Below are 18,853 nucleotides of genomic sequence, written 5' to 3'. Positions count from 1 at the left end.
TAACTCCCTCTCAATGAAGATGGAGAACCTCTCTACTTTTAATTTATTTCGAGAAGTTCCTCTCCTTTTATAAAGGAGAGGTTAGGAGAGGATTTACAAAAAATCTGTTTAAGCAAATTGGCGTAAGAAACGCACATCATTTTGGTAGAACATACGCAAATCGTTAATGCCATAACGAAGCATTGCAAAACGCTCTACACCTAAACCAAATGCAAAACCTTTATATTTGTCAGGATCGATACCCGCAGAACGTAATACGTTAGGATGCACCATACCGCAACCTAAAACTTCTAACCATTTACCGCGCTCATCCATAATATCCACTTCAGCACTTGGCTCTGTGAATGGGAAGTACGATGGACGGAAGCGTACTTTCAAATCTTTTTCGAAGAATTCATTAAGCAAATTAACCAACAAGCCTTTTAACTCTGCAAAGCTTGTATTTTCTGCTACGTATAAACCTTCAATTTGATGGAACATTGGTGAATGCGTTTGATCTGAGTCACAACGATATACACGACCCGGGCACACAATACGAATTGGTGGCTGTTGAGTTTCCATCGTACGGATTTGCACACCAGAAGTATGCGTACGTAAAAGATGGTTTACATCAAAATAGAATGTATCGTGCATTGCGCGTGCAGGGTGATGACCTGGGATATTCAATGCTTCAAAGTTGTGATAATCATCTTCAACTTCTGGGCCTGTCGCAACAGTAAAACCTGCTTTAGTAAAGAATTGGCAAATGCGCTCTTGTACTTGAGTAACAGGGTGAATACTACCAATAGCTTGACCGCGACCTGGCAATGTAATATCTACAGTTTCGCTTGCAAGTTTTTGTTCTAGGACTGCTTTTTGCAATTCAGTTTGACGTTCAGTTAATGCGCCTGTAATTGCTTCACGCACAGCATGAATTTGGGCACCAAAAACTTTACGTTCTTCAGGATCCATCTTACCAAGCGACTTCGATTGTTCAGCAAGCTGGCTTTTTTTCCCTGTAAATTGCACTCGTACTTGATCGAGTGTAGCAAGGTCCTCTGCTGCTGCAATCGCAGCAAGCGCTTCAGTGGTCAGGGCTTCCAGTGACATAGTAACTCTCAAAGCAACAATTTAAAAAATATTATAAAACCATACATTCTAACAGTTTTTAGTCACTTTTATGAAGCTATGCTGTAAGTAAAATTTGATTAGCATATAGATTTATAAAAAGTATAAGATAAAGACAATAACTACGAGATCACTCACGATGGCACTAGATCAAATTTGGAAGCGACAACTTGCCTTAGTTACCTACGGAAATGAGTTTTTAAATCAAGATTTAAACTTTAATCGCTGGATTAACCACGCTATTTTCGATCAACATATTTTTCTATTTCGTGATTTAATTTCTCAGCATTTATTGGCTCAACATTTTCATATTTGGCTAGAAGGTCTAAAAAAACAAGGCATTCAACGCTTAAGCTTGCACAACTCAAGTATATTAAGTGATGAAAAAAATCCAAATGTGAATGTAGAACTTCTCGCCTTTCCTCATTTTATTGTGAGTCATGCGAATAATAAAAAAACTGCATGGATTTTTGGTAAAGAACTACCAGAATGGTATTTGTCTGAAGATGAATATCAAGCACCTAAAGCACAAACAAGCACTTTACGTCAGGAAACTTTATGGCGCTATGAACTCAACTCAAAACTTATAAAACAACTTGATGTAGATTTTAAACAACCGAATTGGGATGACATCCAAGCATTTATGACAAGTGAGCTATTTAATCACCCTTATGCTGAAGGTTTTCAAAACTCATTAAACGTAAATATGCCCTACACAGGACTAAATCAATCCAATAAAACTTCTTTTGATGAAATTCAACCATTAATAGAAAATCAACTTTCTTTATTGCCTACAGATTACCAAGCAGATTATGCACACAGCAACCTACACAACATTGAGGCTCTTTCTGAATTTATTCAGCAAAAAATCCAACATCCATATCACCATGATGGCAGTTTAATTACTCCAGATGAGCAATTAAATATCCGCAATTTTGCACAACATATTGATGATTTACATGCCAAATTCATTACTAAAGTTGCCAATCATTATCAAACAGCGCAACTTACACCTGTAGTTATAAAAGAAAATCCTTTAGAAGAACCACCAACAAGCAATATTTTAAATTTCAAAAAAGAAAGTAAACCTAATAAAGAAGAAGCTTCTGGAAAATCAGGAGTTGTTACACTTATTTGCATTACTATTATTATTTGCTTAATTGGCTATTATTTTGGTCTTTAAATAAAGCCGAAAAAATTCATACTTTACCCACTAAATTTTAAGCAATAAAAAAGACCGCTAAAAGCGGTCTTTTTTTAAATCATCTAAGACGATTAAGCAGCTAATGCGCTTTTCGCTTTTTCAGCGATAGCAGCAAATGCAACTGAATCATGCATAGCGATGTCAGCAAGTACGCGACGGTCGATGATGATCTGAGCTTTTTTCAAGCCAGAAATCATACGGCTGTACGACAAACCGTTTTGACGTGCGCCAGCATTGATACGCGCAATCCATAAAGCACGGAATTGACGTTTCTTTTGACGACGGTCACGGTAAGCGTATTGACCAGCTTTGATTACTGCTTGGAACGCTACGCGATATACACGTGAGCGAGCGCCGTAGTAACCTTTAGCACGAGCAAGAATTTTTTTATGACGACGATGCGCCTGAACACCACGTTTTACACGAGCCATTTATAAATCTCCTTAGATGTATGGACACATACGACGAACTGAAGCAACATCACTTACGTGAACCATTACACAGCCGCGCAATTGACGGATACGTTTAGCAGATTTTTTGGTCAAAATGTGGCGTTTGAACGCTTGTTTACGCTTGAAACCGTTTGCAGTTGCTTTAAAGCGTTTAGCTGCACCACGGCGAGTTTTCATCTTAGGCATAACAACCTCTTTTGAACACCTGTTCGGAACGTTTGCACCATTGCAAAAACGACCTGCAGGTAAGGGAGCGCATATTCTAATATATCCCCGCTCAAAACAAAAGCACTTCTTTCTATTCAAGTAAGTTTTACAAATGCCAAATGCTTTCAGCGATACAATTAAAGATGATATAAATTAAGAAATCACACTAAAAATCATTTAATACTTGCGAGTATTTTTAATTCAGGAAATACTTATAAAGTTTAATTCACTATTTTCGACATACAACTCGATTAAGATACTCAAATTATGAAAAATGTCCTATGTGCTACTTTACTGCTTGTATTACCTTTTTCTACAGCATATAGCCAAGAAAATAATACATCTAAAAAATTGAGTACTCAAAAAAGTGCTGCACTTCCCGCACATTTAACGACTCGTATTCAATGGGAACAATTTCCACAACCCAAATATAAAAATGAAGATTTAAAAGAAAAAAATCGTGCAGCTATTTTACGCGTTTATGCAGATGAAACTGGTAATGTCACGAAAGCAAATGTACAAGAAAGTACAGGTTTAAAACATTTAGATGACATTCTAATTCAAGCTGTTCGTGCATCTAAAGTAAAACCACATATCGAACAAGATAATGCAGTTGCAACTATTGGTTTTCAAACATTCAATTTACGTTTTATTGAAGAAGATGAAGTTCAATGTGCCTATGCTTTCAATTCTAAAAATTGGCTTGCACAAAAATCTGAAAATAAAACATCTTTTCAATATCGCACTCAACCACAGATTTCACTTAATGCTTCAGACCTAAAAGGTCATAACCGTAGTGTCACTTTTAGCTTTAAAGTAGACAAACATGGCGATGTGAAAAAAGTTAAAATTAAAAAAGGTTCTGGCGTTTACGACTTAGACCAAAAAGTGATTCAAGCAATTTCCACAGCTCAAGTTGATGTACCGCGTAAATATTGGATTTATAAAAAATCAAATTTAAAAGATGAAATGCAATTTAAACAAGATGGCTGTGTTTAAATTTATAGCCTAGAAGTATATATTTCTAGGCTAATTTAACACTATTAAAAGATACCCATAATGAAAAAACTATTTATTCCTTTTATTCTCCTTAGTCTATGCTCTTTGACATATGCTAACGATACCCACCTAAAATCTAAATCAAACAAAAGCACTCCATCAACACCCCCTAATTTACTCAAGCTTAATAAAAAACCTCATTGGATCCGAGTTCCCAAACCTATTTACCTTGACGGTGATTTAGAGGGTAAAGCTCGAAAAGCAGACATTAGTATTGACGTTGATACAACAGGGAAAATCATTGATGCGAAAGTTATAAGAAGTACAGGTCTGCAAAATTTAGATAATATTCTTCTCCGTGCAATTTATAATGCTCGAATGACAGTCTATACAGAAAATAATGTCGCATATCCTTTTCGTGCAATACTCCCTTTTGAAATAACATCTAATGATTACTCATCAACAAAAAAATCTAAATTAGTTACAGTAAAACCTCCTCAAAAAACATGTAAATTTAATTTAAATACCGAAATTTACAAATTACATAAAAATCAAGAAAAAACACCTTTTTATTATAAAAACCCACCTGTTCTTTATATTTATGAGCATGAAATTAAAAGTGAAAATTCAAGTATTGAGTTTTCTTTTCATCTCTCACGTAACGATATCCTTTCTAATTTAAGAATCACAAAAAGTTCTGGTTCTGATGATATTGATTCAAGATTTCTTTTTGCAATGAGAAATGTAAAGATTCAGGCTCCTAGGAAGCTTTTTCAATTACATACTTTTCAATTTAAAGATGAAATTAAGCTTAACCCTGAAGAACACGAGTGTATTACTACCTATGTAAATTGATACCACATCAAATAAATACATAAATAACGACCAACTTTAGCTATTGTTACAATTACTAAAAATCGGACAAAATTTTCTTTTAAAAGCCCCGCTATTAATGTAATTGGATCGCCAATAATAGGCACCCAACTCAGTAATAAAGACCAAAACCCATATTTTTGATAAATATTTTGCGCTTGACGCATTTTACTTTCAGAAATAGGAAACCATTTTTTATTTTTATATTGTTCTATCTTTAACCCTAAATACCAATTCACACACGAGCCTAAAACATTCCCTAAACTCGCGATAACAATTAACCAAAAAGCAGATTGGCTTCCTTCTGCAAGCAATGCTAGAAGTACGGCTTCGGACTGTAAAGGCAATAAAGTTGCAGCCCCAAAAGCCGATACAAACAACAGAAAGTAAGCCCACATTGGGTTTTATTTTAAGCCTAGTTGTTTTTTCGTTTTAAGATATTCTAAATTTGACCAAATAATCATAATGAAAAGCAAAGCTATTCGCACCCAAAAGTAGATCGTCGCTATAGGATCAATTGTAACTTTCATCAACGCTTGGTCTTTGGTATTTAACGCTGCCAAAATATTTTGTACATGGAATGCTTCCACTACAAATAAAGCTAAACACCCAACAATACCAATAATAATACTCCAATATATTTTAGGGTTTTTTTCTAAAATTCGTGTGAAGTTTAAAATGAAATCTTTCATACAATTTATCCAATAAAAAACCACCGCTTTGGGGTGGTCTTTTATCTTAGCACAAATGAAAAGCTAAACTTGTATTGCCAATGCTCTCTGTACCGCAGGACGAGCTTCTATACGCTGCATATAAGCTTTTACATTTGGGTAATCTTCTAAATTAATTTTTTGCCATTCACAACGTCTAACCCAAGGGTAAATTGCAATATCAGCAATTGAATACGTCCCTGCTACAAATTGCTGTCCAATAAGTTGCTTTTCTAAAACAGAATATAAGCGCTTTGTTTCTTTCATGAAACGCTCAACGGCATAAGGAACGTCTTCAGATGCAAACTTATTAAAGTGATGATTCTGTCCCAGCATTGGACCAAATCCACCTATTTGCCACATTAGCCATTGCTCCACTTCAACACGTGCTTGTTCCTCTTGAGGATAAAATAATCCTGTTTTACGACCTAAATACTGCAAAATTGCACCAGACTCAAAAACAGAAATTGCCTGATGATTTGGACCATCTTGGTCAACAATTGCTGGAATTTTATTATTTGGAGAGATTCTCAAAAAGTCAGGTTGAAACTGATCATCTTCTAAAATATTGATTGGAGTGACTTGATAATCTAAACCCATTTCCTCTAAAGCAATCGAAATTTTCAGGCCATTGGGTGTTCCCCAATAATATAGATCTATCATTTTCTATCCTTTTCATTCTTTCTATATTTTCAACATAAAAAAGTTATAGCACAGTTTATAAGCTTTATTTGTAGCTAAAACTTTAAATTTAACTCGTTAATAAAGATGATTCTTCATCTTTTACCTTTATAAAAAAACATCTAACACAGCAAAATATAAGATATGAATTTCTAATATTTTCTATTTATATAATTAAACCCATACCAACACAATGCATTTTTATGCATAAAAAAAGCACTGCAAGTGCAGTGCTTTTTTATCAAGAGATGCTTACTTTTTCTTTTTAGGACCAAGAAGCATACCCATTTGACGACCTTCCATTTTTGGCGTTTGCTCAACAATACCAACATCAACTACGTCTGCTTCAATTTTTTGTAATTGAGCCAAACCAAGCTGCTGGTGAGCCATCTCACGACCACGGAAACGTAAAGTGATTTTTACCTTGTTACCTTCTTCAAGGAACTTGATAATTGAACGTAATTTTACGTTGTAATCACCTACATCAGTACCAGGGCGTAGCTTGATTTCTTTCACCTGTACTTGATGTTGTTTTTTCTTCGCTTCTTTCTGCTTTTGCTTAAGATCAAACAAATGCTTGTTAAAGTCCATGATTTTGCATACAGGTGGCTCTGCATTTGCAACAATCTCAACAAGGTCTAGTTCGACTGCTTCTGCAGCACGAACTGCTTCTGCAAGACTAACAATACCTTTTTGCTCACCATTTTCGTCTACAAGACGGACTTCTTTTGCACGAATTTCATCATTCAAAGCAGGACGGTTTGATTTTCCGCCCTGTTGATTACGGTCAGGCTGTTTAATCGCTGTTACTCCACAATGTACCGGCCGCGTTCGGCTACGGCTGCTTTTACTAAGTCAACGAAAGCATCGATAGACATAGTACCCAAATTTGTTCCCGAGCGAGTACGGACGTTTACTGTACCTTCCTCTACTTCGCGGTCACCTAGAACCAATAAGTAAGGAATACGCTCTAATGTACGTTCACGAATCTTAAAGCCGATTTTCTCATTTCTCAAGTCTGAAATAGCTCGAATACCGTTTTCTTTAAGTTTTGCGACGACTGACTCACTCGCAACTGCTTGTGAATCTGTAATATTCATCACACACGCTTGAACTGGTGCCAACCATGGTGGCATAAATCCTGCGTAGTGTTCAATTAGTATACCAATAAAACGTTCAAAACTACCAAGAATTGCACGATGCAACATAACTGGTTGATCTCGATCGTTATCTTCAGTCACATAAGATGCATCTAAACGTTCTGGTAAGTTAAAATCACATTGTATTGTACCGCATTGCCAGATACGACCTAAGCAATCTTTTAATGAGAATTCAATTTTCGGACCGTAGAATGCACCTTCACCTGGTTGAAGATCCCATTCAAGACCTGCTGCATCTAAAGCATCTGCTAAAGATTTTTCAGCCATATCCCAAAGTTTGTCATCACCTACACGTTTTTCAGGACGTGTTGAAAGTTTCATTTGTACTTCTTCGAAGCCAAAATCTTTATAGACATCTAAAGTGAGTTTAATAAAGTCTGCAACTTCAGTACCAATTTGTTCTTTAGTACAGAAAATGTGTGCGTCATCTTGTGTGAAACCACGTACACGCATAATACCGTGTAATGAACCTGATGGTTCGTTACGGTGACATGAACCAAATTCTGCTAAACGCACTGGTAAATCACGGTACGATTTTAAACCTTGATTGAACACTTGTACATGACAAGGACAGTTCATTGGTTTAATTGCATAGTTACGGTTTTCAGAATGCGTTGTAAACATGCCATCAGCATAGTTTGCAGCATGCCCCGATTTTTCCCAAAGCGTGAAATCAACAACTTGTGGTGTACGAATTTCTTCATAACCGTTGTCTTGTTGAACTTTACGCATGTACTGTTCTAATACTTGGTAAATTGTCCAACCATTTGGATGCCAGAACACCATACCCGGTGCTTCTTCTTGCATATGGAATAAATCTAAAGCTTTACCAATTCTACGATGATCGCGTTTTTCTGCTTCTTCAATACGTTTTACATAAGCTGCAAGCTGTTTTTTATCTGCCCAAGCTGTACCGTAAATACGTTGTAATTGTTCATTTTTTGCATCACCACGCCAGTATGCACCTGACATTTTAGTAAGCTTGAATGATTTTAAAAATTTTGTATTTGGTACATGCGGACCACGGCACATATCCAAATAATCTTGATGGTAGTACAAGCCCATTTCTGTTTCTTCAGGCATGTCTGCAATCAAGCGTAATTTATAGTCTTCACCACGTTTAGTGAACTCTGCAATGACTTCATCACGCGGTGTCATTTTTTTAACAACATCGTAATCTTGATCGATGAGCTTTTTCATACGCTCTTCGATTGCAGCTAAGTCATCTAAAGTAAATGGTTTTGCACTGAAGATATCGTAGTAGAAACCGTCTTCAATAACAGGGCCAATAACCATTTTAGCTTCTGGGAAAAGTTGCTTAACAGCATGACCTACTAAATGTGCGCAAGAATGGCGAATAATTTCTACACCAGCTTCATCTTTAGGCGTAATAATTTGTAGTGTTGCATCTTCTGTAATTAAGTCGCTTGCATCTACAAGACGGTCATTTACACGGCCAGCAACTGTATTTTTTGCCAAACCGGGACCAATACTTAATGCAACATCCATAACAGAAACAGCATGATCAAATTGTTTTTGATCGCCATTTGGCAAAGTAATAATAGGCATAAAAAATCCTTAAGGAGTGATGCCCCGCACAATGGAGCATATCACCGCGAGATTATGATCGAGGGAAACCCTCAAAATATAAAAACGGTGGATAAATAAAAATCAGCTAGAATTTTACACCTCTTAGCCATTTTAATAAACCGTTAATGCCTTTTTAAGTCAATGAATCCTGTATCAACATAATTTTGACTGACTGTATTTATTCAAGTTTCACTATAAAAATTTATTCGCCTAAATTTTTCCAAGATTGTGCTCGGCAAGCATATTGATCCCAAAGCGCTAAAAACTCATCACTAAGTAGCCATTCATATTCAATACAGCGTGCTGCGTATATCTCATCTGTCCAGTTTCGGTCTATTCGAGCAGAATGGCACATAATCACACTATTATTGGAGGCCTGTTTAAGCCAACCTTCCCATAATGTTTTTAAGCCTGTTAAATCTGTATTAAAACTATAAATTCCTGCAAATGATGGATTATGTGACCACTGCTGTTGAATCAGCTTTTGTCTTAACTTATAACCACCTAAAAAATAAATAATTTTCGCTTTTAAATCTGTTTGATAGGTTTTCGTTCTAATAGGAATTTTATGATCGTAGCGTTGTACTAAGCAATCAAGCAAAGTATCGCGAACTTGTGGAAATTGATGCACATGTTGATGACCATCGATAAAATCGGGCTGTTGTCCTATTTTTTGCTCAAAGCAATCGAGTTGTTGTTGAATAATACTTTGTAATTCATTCGGTTGAAACTTCCCCAAATATACTTTCAACAAAATATCTTTTAAAGCACCAACACCAGATAAACCTGTTAAATCAAAATGCAAACCAATATCTATATGATAGCTTTACAACGCTTTAACTTCGTCTTGATGAATTTCACCTAAGCTCATAAAACTTGTTGCTTGAATTCTTTTCTGCAAGATCAATGATAGCTTGATTTACAGCATGTGAAAAACCTAAATCATCCACATTAATAATGATGTTTTTCATGAATGATCTTTTCCCTTAAATGCCCAAAATTTAGCAAGAAGAAATGTGCAAACCGTGACTAAGAATGTCACAATAATCCAAATAAAAATATAGTAAGGCTTACCAAAAATATAAATTCCTGTCACAAAAATGGCTTGATTTAAGGCAAAACAAAAAACTGAACTCACAAACCATTTTGCAAGCTTGGATTTCTATTCACTTTTTTGCCCATTTGAGTTGAATGTAAAATTGAAATGACCTGTAAACCCAAAAGCAAATGCTATTAAGAATGCAAATAAAACAATTGAAAATACCAAAATTGCGACTGAGTATTTAGTTAACATACGAATGCCCGTCACAAGCCCAAATAACAACCAAGTTGTCCAAGTATTCTTATTCAGCGCCAAATAAAATAGGTAAATGAGCCCAGCCCAAATTGGCATTTGGGCAATATTATGGTTGAAGTCAAGTGATGACCATGTGTAATAAAAAATAGCGAAAATAAAGATTCCCAAATAAAAAGCTTTCTCTTCAGAAACAATATTTTTTCCGATTAAAAAATCCAAAAAATGCCGTAAGCGCAATACAAATTTGACTAAGAAGATAAGGACCAAAGGAACCAAATACAGTATAAAAACCGTACAGCACCCATGACGAAAATGGAGGAAGTTTATAATAACCAAGCTGTAATTCTTTTCCCCAATAAATACCCTCTGGAACATCCAACGGGAAACTTGATGATAATAGCGGTGGAACAATCGCCCAAAATATAAAATACCCCACCAAAATCAAAATGAACTTTTTTTCAACATCATATAATATTGCTACTATTTTTTTAGCGCGTATTACACAAGCTCATGAACACAAAACAGACAAATATAAATAAACTTTACATAATTATCTGATCTTATTTCTTTTTAATCCTATTATTTTATTACTTGTTAAATTTATTGTGTTTAATTTTCATACTCGACCAAAGAATAAAGGACAAAATATCTAAAAATACAGATCTTCAAGAAAAGGAAAAATAAATAAATTACATGGAGTAAAAAATGGTTAGCACATACGATCAATTGCCTCGAACACCTGCAAATTTTGTTGCACTTTCACCTTTACGTTATTTAGAACGCGTTACTTATATTTACCCTAAAATGAATAGGATATAATCAACAAAAATAGACATTTGGCATAACAGAAAATCCTAAAAAATCCTTACCAAAACACCTAAAACTTCGACAGGTAAACTACAAAAATTTGTATTACGTGAGTGGGCAAAAGAACGTTCGGTTGCAGAATTTAATTAAATTAAAACCTTATAGATAACCAATAAAAAAGCGACCCAATCAGGTCGCTTTTTTACATAGAAAACAACTAAATAATTAGTTATCCGAAATAAGCGCTACTTGTTGAATGTAGTTAAATAATTTCAACTTAGATGCAGCAATTTCATCTTCAGACGCTTTTTTTGTAATATCACGATTGATACGTAAAACATGCTGACGAATAGGATGATGTTCCGCCGCATTATGCGCTTTCATAAACTCTTTGATTGCTGGATCGCCCTGAACAACCATACGATCTACCCAACGATTTAACTGTGCAGTTTTTTTAGCACCTTGTTTTGGCGTTAAGTAAGAAAGAATAACTGTTTCATCTTCATTACGTAGTAATTTACCAATACGTAGAAATTGACGACGACGGGCCTCACCAGAAGTAATGAGCTTTACATCTTCCAATGCTTCAATTAAACGTTCTTCCACAGGAAGGTTTTTAATTTGTTTAGCACTTAACTCTGCTAATTGTTCACCTAAAGCAGCCATACGTTGAACTGCTTTCTTTTGTTCGGTTTTACTTGCACGCCCTTCTAAAGAATCAAAATCTTCTTCAGTAAAACGTTGTGTGCGACGTGCCACGATTAATCTGCCTCGTAAAATTTTGCTGCAAATAGTGCCTGAATTTCAGATAAAGCTTTTTCTTCATCTGCTCCTTCAATCACCAAGCGTAGAGTTGTGCCCTTACCTGCACCAAGCATAAGTAAGGACATAATATTTTTTGCGTCTACTAGTTTATCACCTTTTCCTATTTGGATAGATGAACGAAATTTAGTAGTAACTTCGATGAGTTTTCCAGACGCACGCGCATGTAACCCTAGTTTATTAATTACGTCAACAGTTGTGTCAATCATGACCAGTGCTTCATTTCTCTATGTAAAACCTGAATAGACCATTTTGCCTCAAGAGCTTTTTTGAGTCTATCCACAATATAAACTGAACGATGCTGCCCACCCGTACAACCAATTGAAATCGTGATGTAATGACGATGACCTTCGGCAAAAGCAGGCAACCATTTTTCTAAAAATTTATAAACATCTTGAAACATTTCAATCGTTTGACTACTAGCTTCCAAGAAATTTTGGACTGGTTCATCTAGACCCGAATATTTCCGCAACTCTAATTCCCAATGTGGATTGGGCAAATGTCGCATGTCAAAAATATAGTCCGCATCTAGAGGTATACCATGCTTATAACCAAAAGATTGTAAAATTACAATTAAGTTATCAGTTTGCCCAAGTCTAGACAACAGCATATGTTTTAAATCGTGTACGCTTTTATCTGTCGTGTCTATTTGAATAGTTGCACGGAACTGAATAGGAATAAGTAATGTTTTTTCTTGTTCAATACATTCAGTCAAACTATTAAAACGATTCGACAACGGATGCGGACGACGTGAAGAGCTAAATCTTGCAATAAGTTGTTGATCTTGCGTTGTTAAGAAAATGACATCTACTGAGCCATGTTTTTGCAGTTGCTCAAACACCAAATCAAACTCTTGCAAATCTGCACGAGTACTTCGAACATCTACACCTAAAGCAAGCTGTTCTAAATTATTTTCACTATCTAATTTCGCAACAATTTCAGGAAGCAATGCCAGCGGTAAGTTGTCTATACAGTAATAACCTAAATCTTCAAGCACCTGTAATGCAGATGACTTTCCTGAACCCGATTGTCCTGTAACGATCAATATACGCTTCATGGCATGCTGTCCTTTAAAAGCAAGTTATGCGTTATGCTGAACCTGTAAATTATCAATTAAACGTGTTGTACCAATTTTTGCCGCAATAAAAAGCACGATATTTTGATTAAATTCTTCAATTTTCTGAAGTTCTGGCGTACGAGCCTCAACATAATCTACAACAAAACCTGCTTGCATTAATGTAGATGCAATATTTGCCAAAACATCAGCCAGTTTTTTACCTTGTTGTAAATCTTGCTCTGCAATTTTTAAACTTTGATGAATAATTGGTGCAGTTTTACGGTGTTCTTCAGATAAATAACCATTACGTGAACTTAACGCCAAACCATCTTCCGCACGTGCAATTGGCACACCCGTAATTTCAATTGGCATATTTAAATCACGTACAAACTGACGAATAACAGCAAGTTGTTGGAAATCTTTTTCACCAAAGAACGCAATTTCAGGACGTACAATGTTGAATAGTTTCGTTACAACGACAGCTACACCATCGAAATGGCCTGGACGTTGTAAACCGCATAAATCTGCTGTAATTCCGCTTACAGAAATATTGGTTAAACGTGGTTGATTGCCATACATTTGCTCAACAGTTGGGGCGAAAATATAATCACAACCCACTTCTTCCAAAAGTTTACTATCTTGCTCTAAAGTACGTGGATAGCTATCGTAATCTTCGTTTGGTCCAAATTGAATTGGATTCACAAAAATACTAACAACAACGATATCGCATTTTTTACGTGCTTCACGAACAAGATTTAAATGTCCTTGGTGTAAGTTCCCCATTGTAGGAACTAAACCAATTATTTTCTGATTCGTTCGAGCTGTTTTAAGCGATTCAGATAGACCTTGGATAGTGGATTCAATTTTCATATTTACAGCTCTACTTGGAAAGTTTGTTCAGGTGCTGGGAACGAACCATCTTTTACCGCAGCGTGATACGCTTTAAAAGCATCTAAAATGGCAGTTTCACCTGACTGTTCTTTCATAAAATTACGAACAAATTTTGCAACACGACCGAACGTTAAACCCAACATGTCTTGCACAACAAGAACTTGTCCATCGGTTTCATGACCTGCCCCAATTCCAATGACAGGAATTTCTGGGAACAGTTCAGTAATTTCTTTACCTAATTGTGCGGGAACACATTCAAGCAACAGCAATGCAGCACCAGCTTCAACAACAGCACGACAATCTGCAATCAGCTTATCTGCTGCTTCTCGTGTACGTGCTTGTAGCTTATAACCACCAAATACATGAACTGATTGTGGTGTTAAACCTAAATGCACACATACAGGAATACCATTACGTGTAAGCACTTCAACTGTTTCGCTTAACCACGCACCGCCTTCAACTTTTACCATTTGTGCGCCAGCTTGCATCACTGTTTTTGCATTGACTAAGGCATCATTTAAAGTGGCATAAGTCATAAAAGGTAAATCAGTCATAATAAATGAATGATTATTTCCACGACGTACAGCAGCCGTGTGGTATGCCATATCTTCAATTGTCACAGGAAGCGTAGAATCGCGCCCTTGAACAGTCATTCCTAAAGAATCACCAATTAAAATACTATCAATTTCAGCAATTTCCATAGCTTTCGCCATGCTTGCATCGTAACAAGTTAGGCAAGAAAACTTACGTCCTTCGGCTTTAATTTTTTTTAAGTCGCTGAGACTAATCATGAAGATATTCCTCTAAAAAATGCATAGATCATGTGTTAAATGATCAATGTGCCCAGGCTTCATTATCCAAAACTGTAACAGTTGGATGTTCTAAAATAGGCAGACTCTTTAAGACTTGTCCCTTTAGTTGCATTTCTGCATCTAAATCTAACAATGGTATTACCACAAAATCACGCTCAAGTATGCCTATATGAGGCACAGTTAAACGCTCATTTTGAATGCTTTCTTGACCATAAATAAGTAAATCTAAATCGAGTGTACGTTCACCCCAACGGCGTAAACGCACACGACCAGACTCATTTTCAAAGCGTTGCAATTCATCTAATAAAGCCAAAGGCTCCAAATCTGTTTCTAAACGCACTACAGCATTTAAATAATTTGGCTGATCTTGAGGGCCCATTGGTGGACTTTCATACAGCTTAGATGTTTTCACTTGCCCTAAAGTCGCAAGATTTTGCACAGCTTCTGTCAAAATTTGACGAGAATCACCTAAATTGCTACCCAAACCAATATAAGTCACTACACTCATTGAGTTGGTCCAAATACAACTTCTGCTAAATCACGTTTTACACGACGGCGTTTTAAAATTGGATGATCTGCACCAATTTCACCTTTTACTGTAGAAGCAACTGAAGTTCTATTTTCTTGATGCTGTCTAGGCTTACGTGTTCTACGATTGCGTGTCTCAGGCTCATTCACTAAAGGTTCAATTTCAGCTTGAACCTGCGCACGTGTATCAACAACATCATCTTGTGTAACAGCTTTACGACGATTTTTCGCACGTTGACGGTTATATTGACCAATCGCACGTTCTTTTTCATCAGACGTCATGTTTTGGTAGCTATCCCACCACATGCCCATACCTTGAGTATTGGTATCGCCTGATTTTTCACGTAAAAGCAAAAAGTCGAAACCTGCACGGAAACGTGCATGATTAGACAATGCTGCAATTTGCTGTGGTTTTGGATTTAACAACCGTGTTTGCATTTCCCAAACTTCACGAATAAATGTTTCAGCAAAACGCGGAATAATAGTACGTGTACCTTGACGTTTAAGTACATCTAAACCCGCTTGTGCACGCGCCTCAGCAGGCGTTACACCTTTTGCCAAATAACCTTCGCTACGCTTTAAGAATAGTTCCCACAACAACACCGCATAGAAAAATGCAGGGTTGATGGTTTTACCAATAGAAATACGTTGATCTGTATTTTTAGCAGCTCTTTCAATAAACGTGGTTACTTTCGGATTAATTTCCGCAAACAACTGCTGCCAAATTCCAAAATCAATCAACATTGGAAGCACACGATTTAAGTGCCCCATAGTGAATAATTTTTGAGATTCATCATATAAACGATGCGGAGAAACATCACGTAATAAGTTTGTTAACTCAGGCGTGAATACTTCTAAAATTTCATTGGCAATCTTGAAGTTTAATTTGGCTGCAAAACGCAATGTACGTAACATACGTACAGGATCTTCTTCAAATCGAGTTTTCGGATCGCCCAATAAACGTAATGTTTTATTATTTATATCTTCAACTGCATTACAAAAATCGAGAACAATGCCCTTACGTGGCTGATAGTACATTGCATTAATTGAAAAATCTCGACGAGCAAAATCTTCTTCGATGGTTCCCCAATTATTATCACGTAAAATCATGCCTGCCGCAGAAGTGACTTCTTTTTTAGGCGGAGCACGGAAAGTCGCAACTTCGACCAATTCACGACCAGAATACACATGAGCAAGCTCAAAGCGTCGACCAATAATACGGCAACGACGACCAAAAACTTCTTTAACTTGTGCTGGTGTCGCGTTGGTAACGGCATCAAAATCTTTCGGATTTAGCCCCAACATTAAGTCACGTACACCACCACCTACGATATAGGCTTCATAACCTGCTTTTGTTAAAGCATCAATAACATCTAAAATGTAAGCAGGCAATTGAGCGGTTGATAAACCACATTTTGACGCGCGCAAAGTTTGCAAAAGACGCTGTCTCCTACGTCTGAACGTAAAATATATAAGATGTCGCTAATGATATCTCTTACACCATCAAAGGGCAATTTGATTATCAATTTCTTGATATACCATTCAGACATCATTTCATATATTTATATTTGTTTATAAAGCCAATTTAGCTTTGTTTTTATTGAATAATGCAGGACCAATCCCTTTAATTTTCATAAAATCATCTACAGAATTGAACTTACCATTTTTATTACGATACTCAATAATTGCTTCCGCTTTCTTTTTTCCTACGCCATTTAGCTGCATAAGCTGCTCAATATTTGCAGAATTTAACCGAACTTTAGAACTACTATTTGATCCACTTGATGTGGATGAGCTTGCTGTAGATGTACTTGGTCTTGATAAATAATGATTGGAATTCGTATCTGCTCTATTCTTTAAACGCTGATCTTGTTGTGCTTGCTCAGCTTTCCATTGCGAATATTTTTGTTCATAGGCACTTTGTGCAAGTGCCAAATTTGAAACAGAACCAAAAAACAAAACCATACATAACGTTTTAAAAATTTTACTCTTCTTTTTTATTGTCATTTTGAACCTGATGTTTTAAATAAACTTTCGCTTGCTCCCAAAGTTCATCCATTTCTTCTAAAGACATATTTTCTATGTTCTTATTTTGAATAGCAGCTTGATCTTCAATAAAAGCAAAACGAGATCTAAATTTATGAATGGTACTTAGTAGTGCCATTTCACTCGAAACACCAAGTTTACGTCCAACATTGACCAATGAGAACAAGCAATCACCAAATTCATCGAGTATTTCATCGGAATTATTTGCTCGCATCGCTTGTTTAAACTCTTCAAGCTCTTCTTCTAACTTTCCATAAGCATCTTGCACATTTGAAAAATCAAAACCTATTTGTGCCGCATTTTTTTGAATTTCATGTGCTTGTTGTAATGCTGGACCATGTTTCAAATTGTCTAAACGATGCTTAGGTTTATCTTTCTTTTCTTCTTGTTTAATTTGCTTCCACAACTCAGAAACATCTTCAGGACTTAAATTGGCAAATTTCTCTTTTTGAAATACATGAGGATGTCTACGAATTAGCTTTTGACTAATTGCTTCAACAACATCATTAAAATCAAACAATCCTTTCTCGCTGTACATTTGAGATTGAAAAACCACTTGAAGTAGTAAATCACCTAGTTCATCTTTTACATCATTTACCTGACCTGAACGTATAGCAGCTTCAACCTCATAAGCTTCTTCAATCGCATATTTTGTAAGAGTTTCAGGTGTTTGTGCTTGATCCCAAGGGCATTCAGCACGTAACTGTTGCATGATTTTCAATAATTGTTCCATAAAAACACTCTGACTATACGATTTTGCTTATTTTTTGATATGCTCAAGTTAAATGAAAATTCAAATAATTAAAGCAATACAAGGAGAAGTAAATGAACAGTATCTTTATTAGTGGTGCAGCACAAGGAATTGGTGCAGCCGTTGCAACTTTATTCTACAAGCAAGGTTATAAGGTTGGCATCTATGATTTAAACACTGAAAAAGCACAACAACTTGCAAATAATTTAGGTGAACATGCAAAAGCAGGATTACTAGATGTTTCTAATTATGCTCAATGGCAAAGTGCTTTAGCTGAGTTTAATGCTTGGGCAGGTCAAATTAATATTCTTGTGAATAATGCAGGTATTTTGTATTCAGGAACTTTTGAAGATACAGATATTGAAGCTCATCATCGCACGATTAATATTAATGTAAATGGTGTTATTAATGGCTGCCATGCTGCACTTCCCTACCTAAAAAAAGCATCATTTGCTCGTGTTATTAATTTGTCTTCGGCTTCTGCTATTTATGGTCAACCCGATTTAATTTCATATTCTGCAAGTAAATTTGCAGTTCGTGGTATTACCGAAGGTTTAGACATTGAATGGCAAAAATATGGAATTCGCGTTTTAGATGTAATGCCTTTATTTGTACAAACTGCAATGGTTAAAGATATGGATGCAGGCACTATTCAAAATATGGGTGTTCATTTAACAGCGGAAGATGTAGCACAAGAAATTTATAGACGATCGCAAGTTAAAGATTCTATTTTCACCTCTACGCACCAAGGCGTAGGTTTTAAATCTAAACTTTTATTTAAGCTTTCTGGTTTAACACCTCAATTTATTAATCGTCTTTCTAATGCATATTTAGCTAAGCGAAAATAACTATTTAAGCT

The 18,853-nt window shown here is 36.0% G+C and carries 23 protein-coding genes and 1 pseudogene; 5 read left to right on the top strand and 19 right to left on the bottom strand.

All coding sequences use genetic code 11. The annotated features are described in order from the left end of the window. Positions 1-108: 108 nt before the first annotated feature. Complete coding sequence (pheS, locus tag SKM54_RS11450; RefSeq protein WP_321095390.1) at positions 109-1,089, bottom strand: phenylalanine--tRNA ligase subunit alpha; 981 nt, start codon at positions 1,087-1,089, stop codon at positions 109-111. A 157-nt stretch (positions 1,090-1,246) separates the two neighbouring features. On the opposite strand from pheS, the gene SKM54_RS11445 reads away from it, so the two are divergent. Beyond that, the gene (locus SKM54_RS11445; protein ID WP_321095389.1) at positions 1,247-2,290 is read left to right on the top strand and encodes a hypothetical protein; all 1,044 of its coding nucleotides are present in this window, start codon (positions 1,247-1,249) and stop codon (positions 2,288-2,290) included. Positions 2,291-2,382: 92 nt separating this feature from the next. On the opposite strand, the gene rplT is transcribed toward SKM54_RS11445, so the two are convergent. Both rplT and rpmI read right to left on the bottom strand, forming a co-directional pair. Next, positions 2,383-2,742 (bottom strand): 50S ribosomal protein L20, encoded by a 360-nt coding sequence (rplT, locus tag SKM54_RS11440; protein WP_152874823.1) that lies wholly within the window; start codon positions 2,740-2,742, stop codon positions 2,383-2,385. Between the two features lie 12 nt (positions 2,743-2,754). Beyond that, complete coding sequence (rpmI, locus tag SKM54_RS11435; RefSeq protein WP_004278281.1) at positions 2,755-2,949, bottom strand: 50S ribosomal protein L35; 195 nt, start codon at positions 2,947-2,949, stop codon at positions 2,755-2,757. 288 nt (positions 2,950-3,237) lie between these two features. On the opposite strand from rpmI, the gene SKM54_RS11430 reads away from it, so the two are divergent. Together SKM54_RS11430 and SKM54_RS11425 are read left to right on the top strand one after the other, a co-directional pair. After that, positions 3,238-3,969, top strand: a complete 732-nt coding sequence (locus SKM54_RS11430; RefSeq protein WP_321095388.1) for an energy transducer TonB — start codon at positions 3,238-3,240, stop codon at positions 3,967-3,969. 60 nt (positions 3,970-4,029) lie between these two features. Next, complete coding sequence (locus SKM54_RS11425) at positions 4,030-4,824, top strand: energy transducer TonB (RefSeq protein ID WP_321095387.1); 795 nt, start codon at positions 4,030-4,032, stop codon at positions 4,822-4,824. On the opposite strand, the gene SKM54_RS11420 is transcribed toward SKM54_RS11425, so the two are convergent. The 7 genes from SKM54_RS11420 to SKM54_RS11390 all read right to left on the bottom strand — a co-directional run bounded on the left by SKM54_RS11420 (position 4,812) and on the right by SKM54_RS11390 (position 10,499). Next, complete coding sequence (locus SKM54_RS11420; RefSeq protein ID WP_321095386.1) at positions 4,812-5,240, bottom strand: YqaA family protein; 429 nt, start codon at positions 5,238-5,240, stop codon at positions 4,812-4,814. The two genes, SKM54_RS11425 and SKM54_RS11420, sit on opposite strands and share 13 nt — an antisense overlap. 6 nt (positions 5,241-5,246) lie before the next feature. Further along, positions 5,247-5,534 carry a hypothetical protein gene (locus SKM54_RS11415; RefSeq protein ID WP_321090082.1) on the bottom strand — a complete coding sequence of 96 codons (288 nt, stop codon included), beginning with the start codon at positions 5,532-5,534 and terminating at the stop codon, positions 5,247-5,249. Positions 5,535-5,597: 63 nt separating this feature from the next. After that, positions 5,598-6,215 carry a glutathione S-transferase family protein gene (locus SKM54_RS11410; protein ID WP_321095385.1) on the bottom strand — a complete coding sequence of 206 codons (618 nt, stop codon included), beginning with the start codon at positions 6,213-6,215 and terminating at the stop codon, positions 5,598-5,600. Positions 6,216-6,485: 270 nt separating this feature from the next. Further along, positions 6,486-7,034 carry a translation initiation factor IF-3 gene (gene infC, locus SKM54_RS11405; RefSeq protein WP_171501212.1) on the bottom strand — a complete coding sequence of 183 codons (549 nt, stop codon included), beginning with the start codon at positions 7,032-7,034 and terminating at the stop codon, positions 6,486-6,488. Positions 7,035-7,039: 5 nt separating this feature from the next. Beyond that, on the bottom strand, positions 7,040-8,962 hold the full coding sequence (gene thrS / locus SKM54_RS11400) for a threonine--tRNA ligase (protein ID WP_311917852.1): 1,923 nt from the start codon (positions 8,960-8,962) through the stop codon (positions 7,040-7,042). A 223-nt stretch (positions 8,963-9,185) separates the two neighbouring features. After that, positions 9,186-9,788, bottom strand: a complete 603-nt coding sequence (locus SKM54_RS11395; protein WP_321095384.1) for a ChbG/HpnK family deacetylase — start codon at positions 9,786-9,788, stop codon at positions 9,186-9,188. 357 nt (positions 9,789-10,145) lie between these two features. Next, positions 10,146-10,499, bottom strand: coding sequence for a glycosyltransferase family 39 protein (locus SKM54_RS11390; protein ID WP_321095383.1), 354 nt, complete (start codon positions 10,497-10,499; stop codon positions 10,146-10,148). A gap of 486 nt (positions 10,500-10,985) precedes the next feature. Here SKM54_RS11390 and SKM54_RS11385 point away from each other — a divergent pair. Then, positions 10,986-11,081, top strand: a pseudogene (locus SKM54_RS11385) (hypothetical protein); the annotation flags it as partial. 231 nt (positions 11,082-11,312) lie between these two features. On the opposite strand, the gene yjgA reads toward SKM54_RS11385, so the two are convergent. The 9 genes from yjgA to mazG form a co-directional block, all read right to left on the bottom strand. After that, a complete protein-coding gene (yjgA, locus tag SKM54_RS11380; protein WP_171501209.1) occupies positions 11,313-11,846 on the bottom strand; it encodes a ribosome biogenesis factor YjgA in 534 nt (177 codons plus the stop codon). A 2-nt stretch (positions 11,847-11,848) separates the two neighbouring features. Next, a complete protein-coding gene (locus tag SKM54_RS11375; RefSeq protein ID WP_154772117.1) occupies positions 11,849-12,118 on the bottom strand; it encodes an HPr family phosphocarrier protein in 270 nt (89 codons plus the stop codon). Next, entirely contained in the window at positions 12,115-12,966 is an 852-nt protein-coding gene (gene rapZ, locus SKM54_RS11370; protein ID WP_321095382.1) for an RNase adapter RapZ, read from the bottom strand. The genes SKM54_RS11375 and rapZ overlap by 4 nt, the downstream gene beginning before the upstream one ends. Positions 12,967-12,990: 24 nt before the next feature. Continuing rightward, positions 12,991-13,836: a pantoate--beta-alanine ligase gene (panC, locus tag SKM54_RS11365; protein WP_321095381.1), complete on the bottom strand. Its 846-nt coding sequence runs from the start codon at positions 13,834-13,836 to the stop codon at positions 12,991-12,993. 2 nt (positions 13,837-13,838) lie between these two features. Beyond that, positions 13,839-14,648 (bottom strand): 3-methyl-2-oxobutanoate hydroxymethyltransferase, encoded by an 810-nt coding sequence (gene panB, locus SKM54_RS11360; RefSeq protein ID WP_154772114.1) that lies wholly within the window; start codon positions 14,646-14,648, stop codon positions 13,839-13,841. A gap of 43 nt (positions 14,649-14,691) precedes the next feature. Next, positions 14,692-15,177, bottom strand: a complete 486-nt coding sequence (gene folK, locus SKM54_RS11355) for a 2-amino-4-hydroxy-6-hydroxymethyldihydropteridine diphosphokinase (RefSeq protein WP_321095380.1) — start codon at positions 15,175-15,177, stop codon at positions 14,692-14,694. Further along, a complete protein-coding gene (gene pcnB / locus SKM54_RS11350; RefSeq protein WP_321095379.1) occupies positions 15,174-16,634 on the bottom strand; it encodes a polynucleotide adenylyltransferase PcnB in 1,461 nt (486 codons plus the stop codon). Before pcnB ends, folK begins: the two co-directional genes overlap by 4 nt. Positions 16,635-16,769: 135 nt before the next feature. Next, positions 16,770-17,162 carry a ComEA family DNA-binding protein gene (locus SKM54_RS11345; protein WP_321095378.1) on the bottom strand — a complete coding sequence of 131 codons (393 nt, stop codon included), beginning with the start codon at positions 17,160-17,162 and terminating at the stop codon, positions 16,770-16,772. A 19-nt stretch (positions 17,163-17,181) separates the two neighbouring features. Beyond that, the gene (gene mazG / locus SKM54_RS11340) at positions 17,182-17,976 is read right to left on the bottom strand and encodes a nucleoside triphosphate pyrophosphohydrolase (RefSeq protein WP_321095377.1); all 795 of its coding nucleotides are present in this window, start codon (positions 17,974-17,976) and stop codon (positions 17,182-17,184) included. A 92-nt stretch (positions 17,977-18,068) separates the two neighbouring features. Between mazG and SKM54_RS11335 the strand changes: the two genes are divergently transcribed. Further along, on the top strand, positions 18,069-18,842 hold the full coding sequence (locus SKM54_RS11335; RefSeq protein WP_321090088.1) for an SDR family oxidoreductase: 774 nt from the start codon (positions 18,069-18,071) through the stop codon (positions 18,840-18,842). The last annotated feature ends 11 nt before the right edge of the window (positions 18,843-18,853 follow it).

This window comes from Acinetobacter faecalis (assembly GCF_034187745.1).
In the GTDB taxonomy this organism is placed as follows: Bacteria; Pseudomonadota; Gammaproteobacteria; order Pseudomonadales; family Moraxellaceae; genus Acinetobacter; species Acinetobacter faecalis.
Note: the sequence above shows the minus strand (reverse complement) of the source record. Positions and strands in the feature narration are given on the sequence as shown.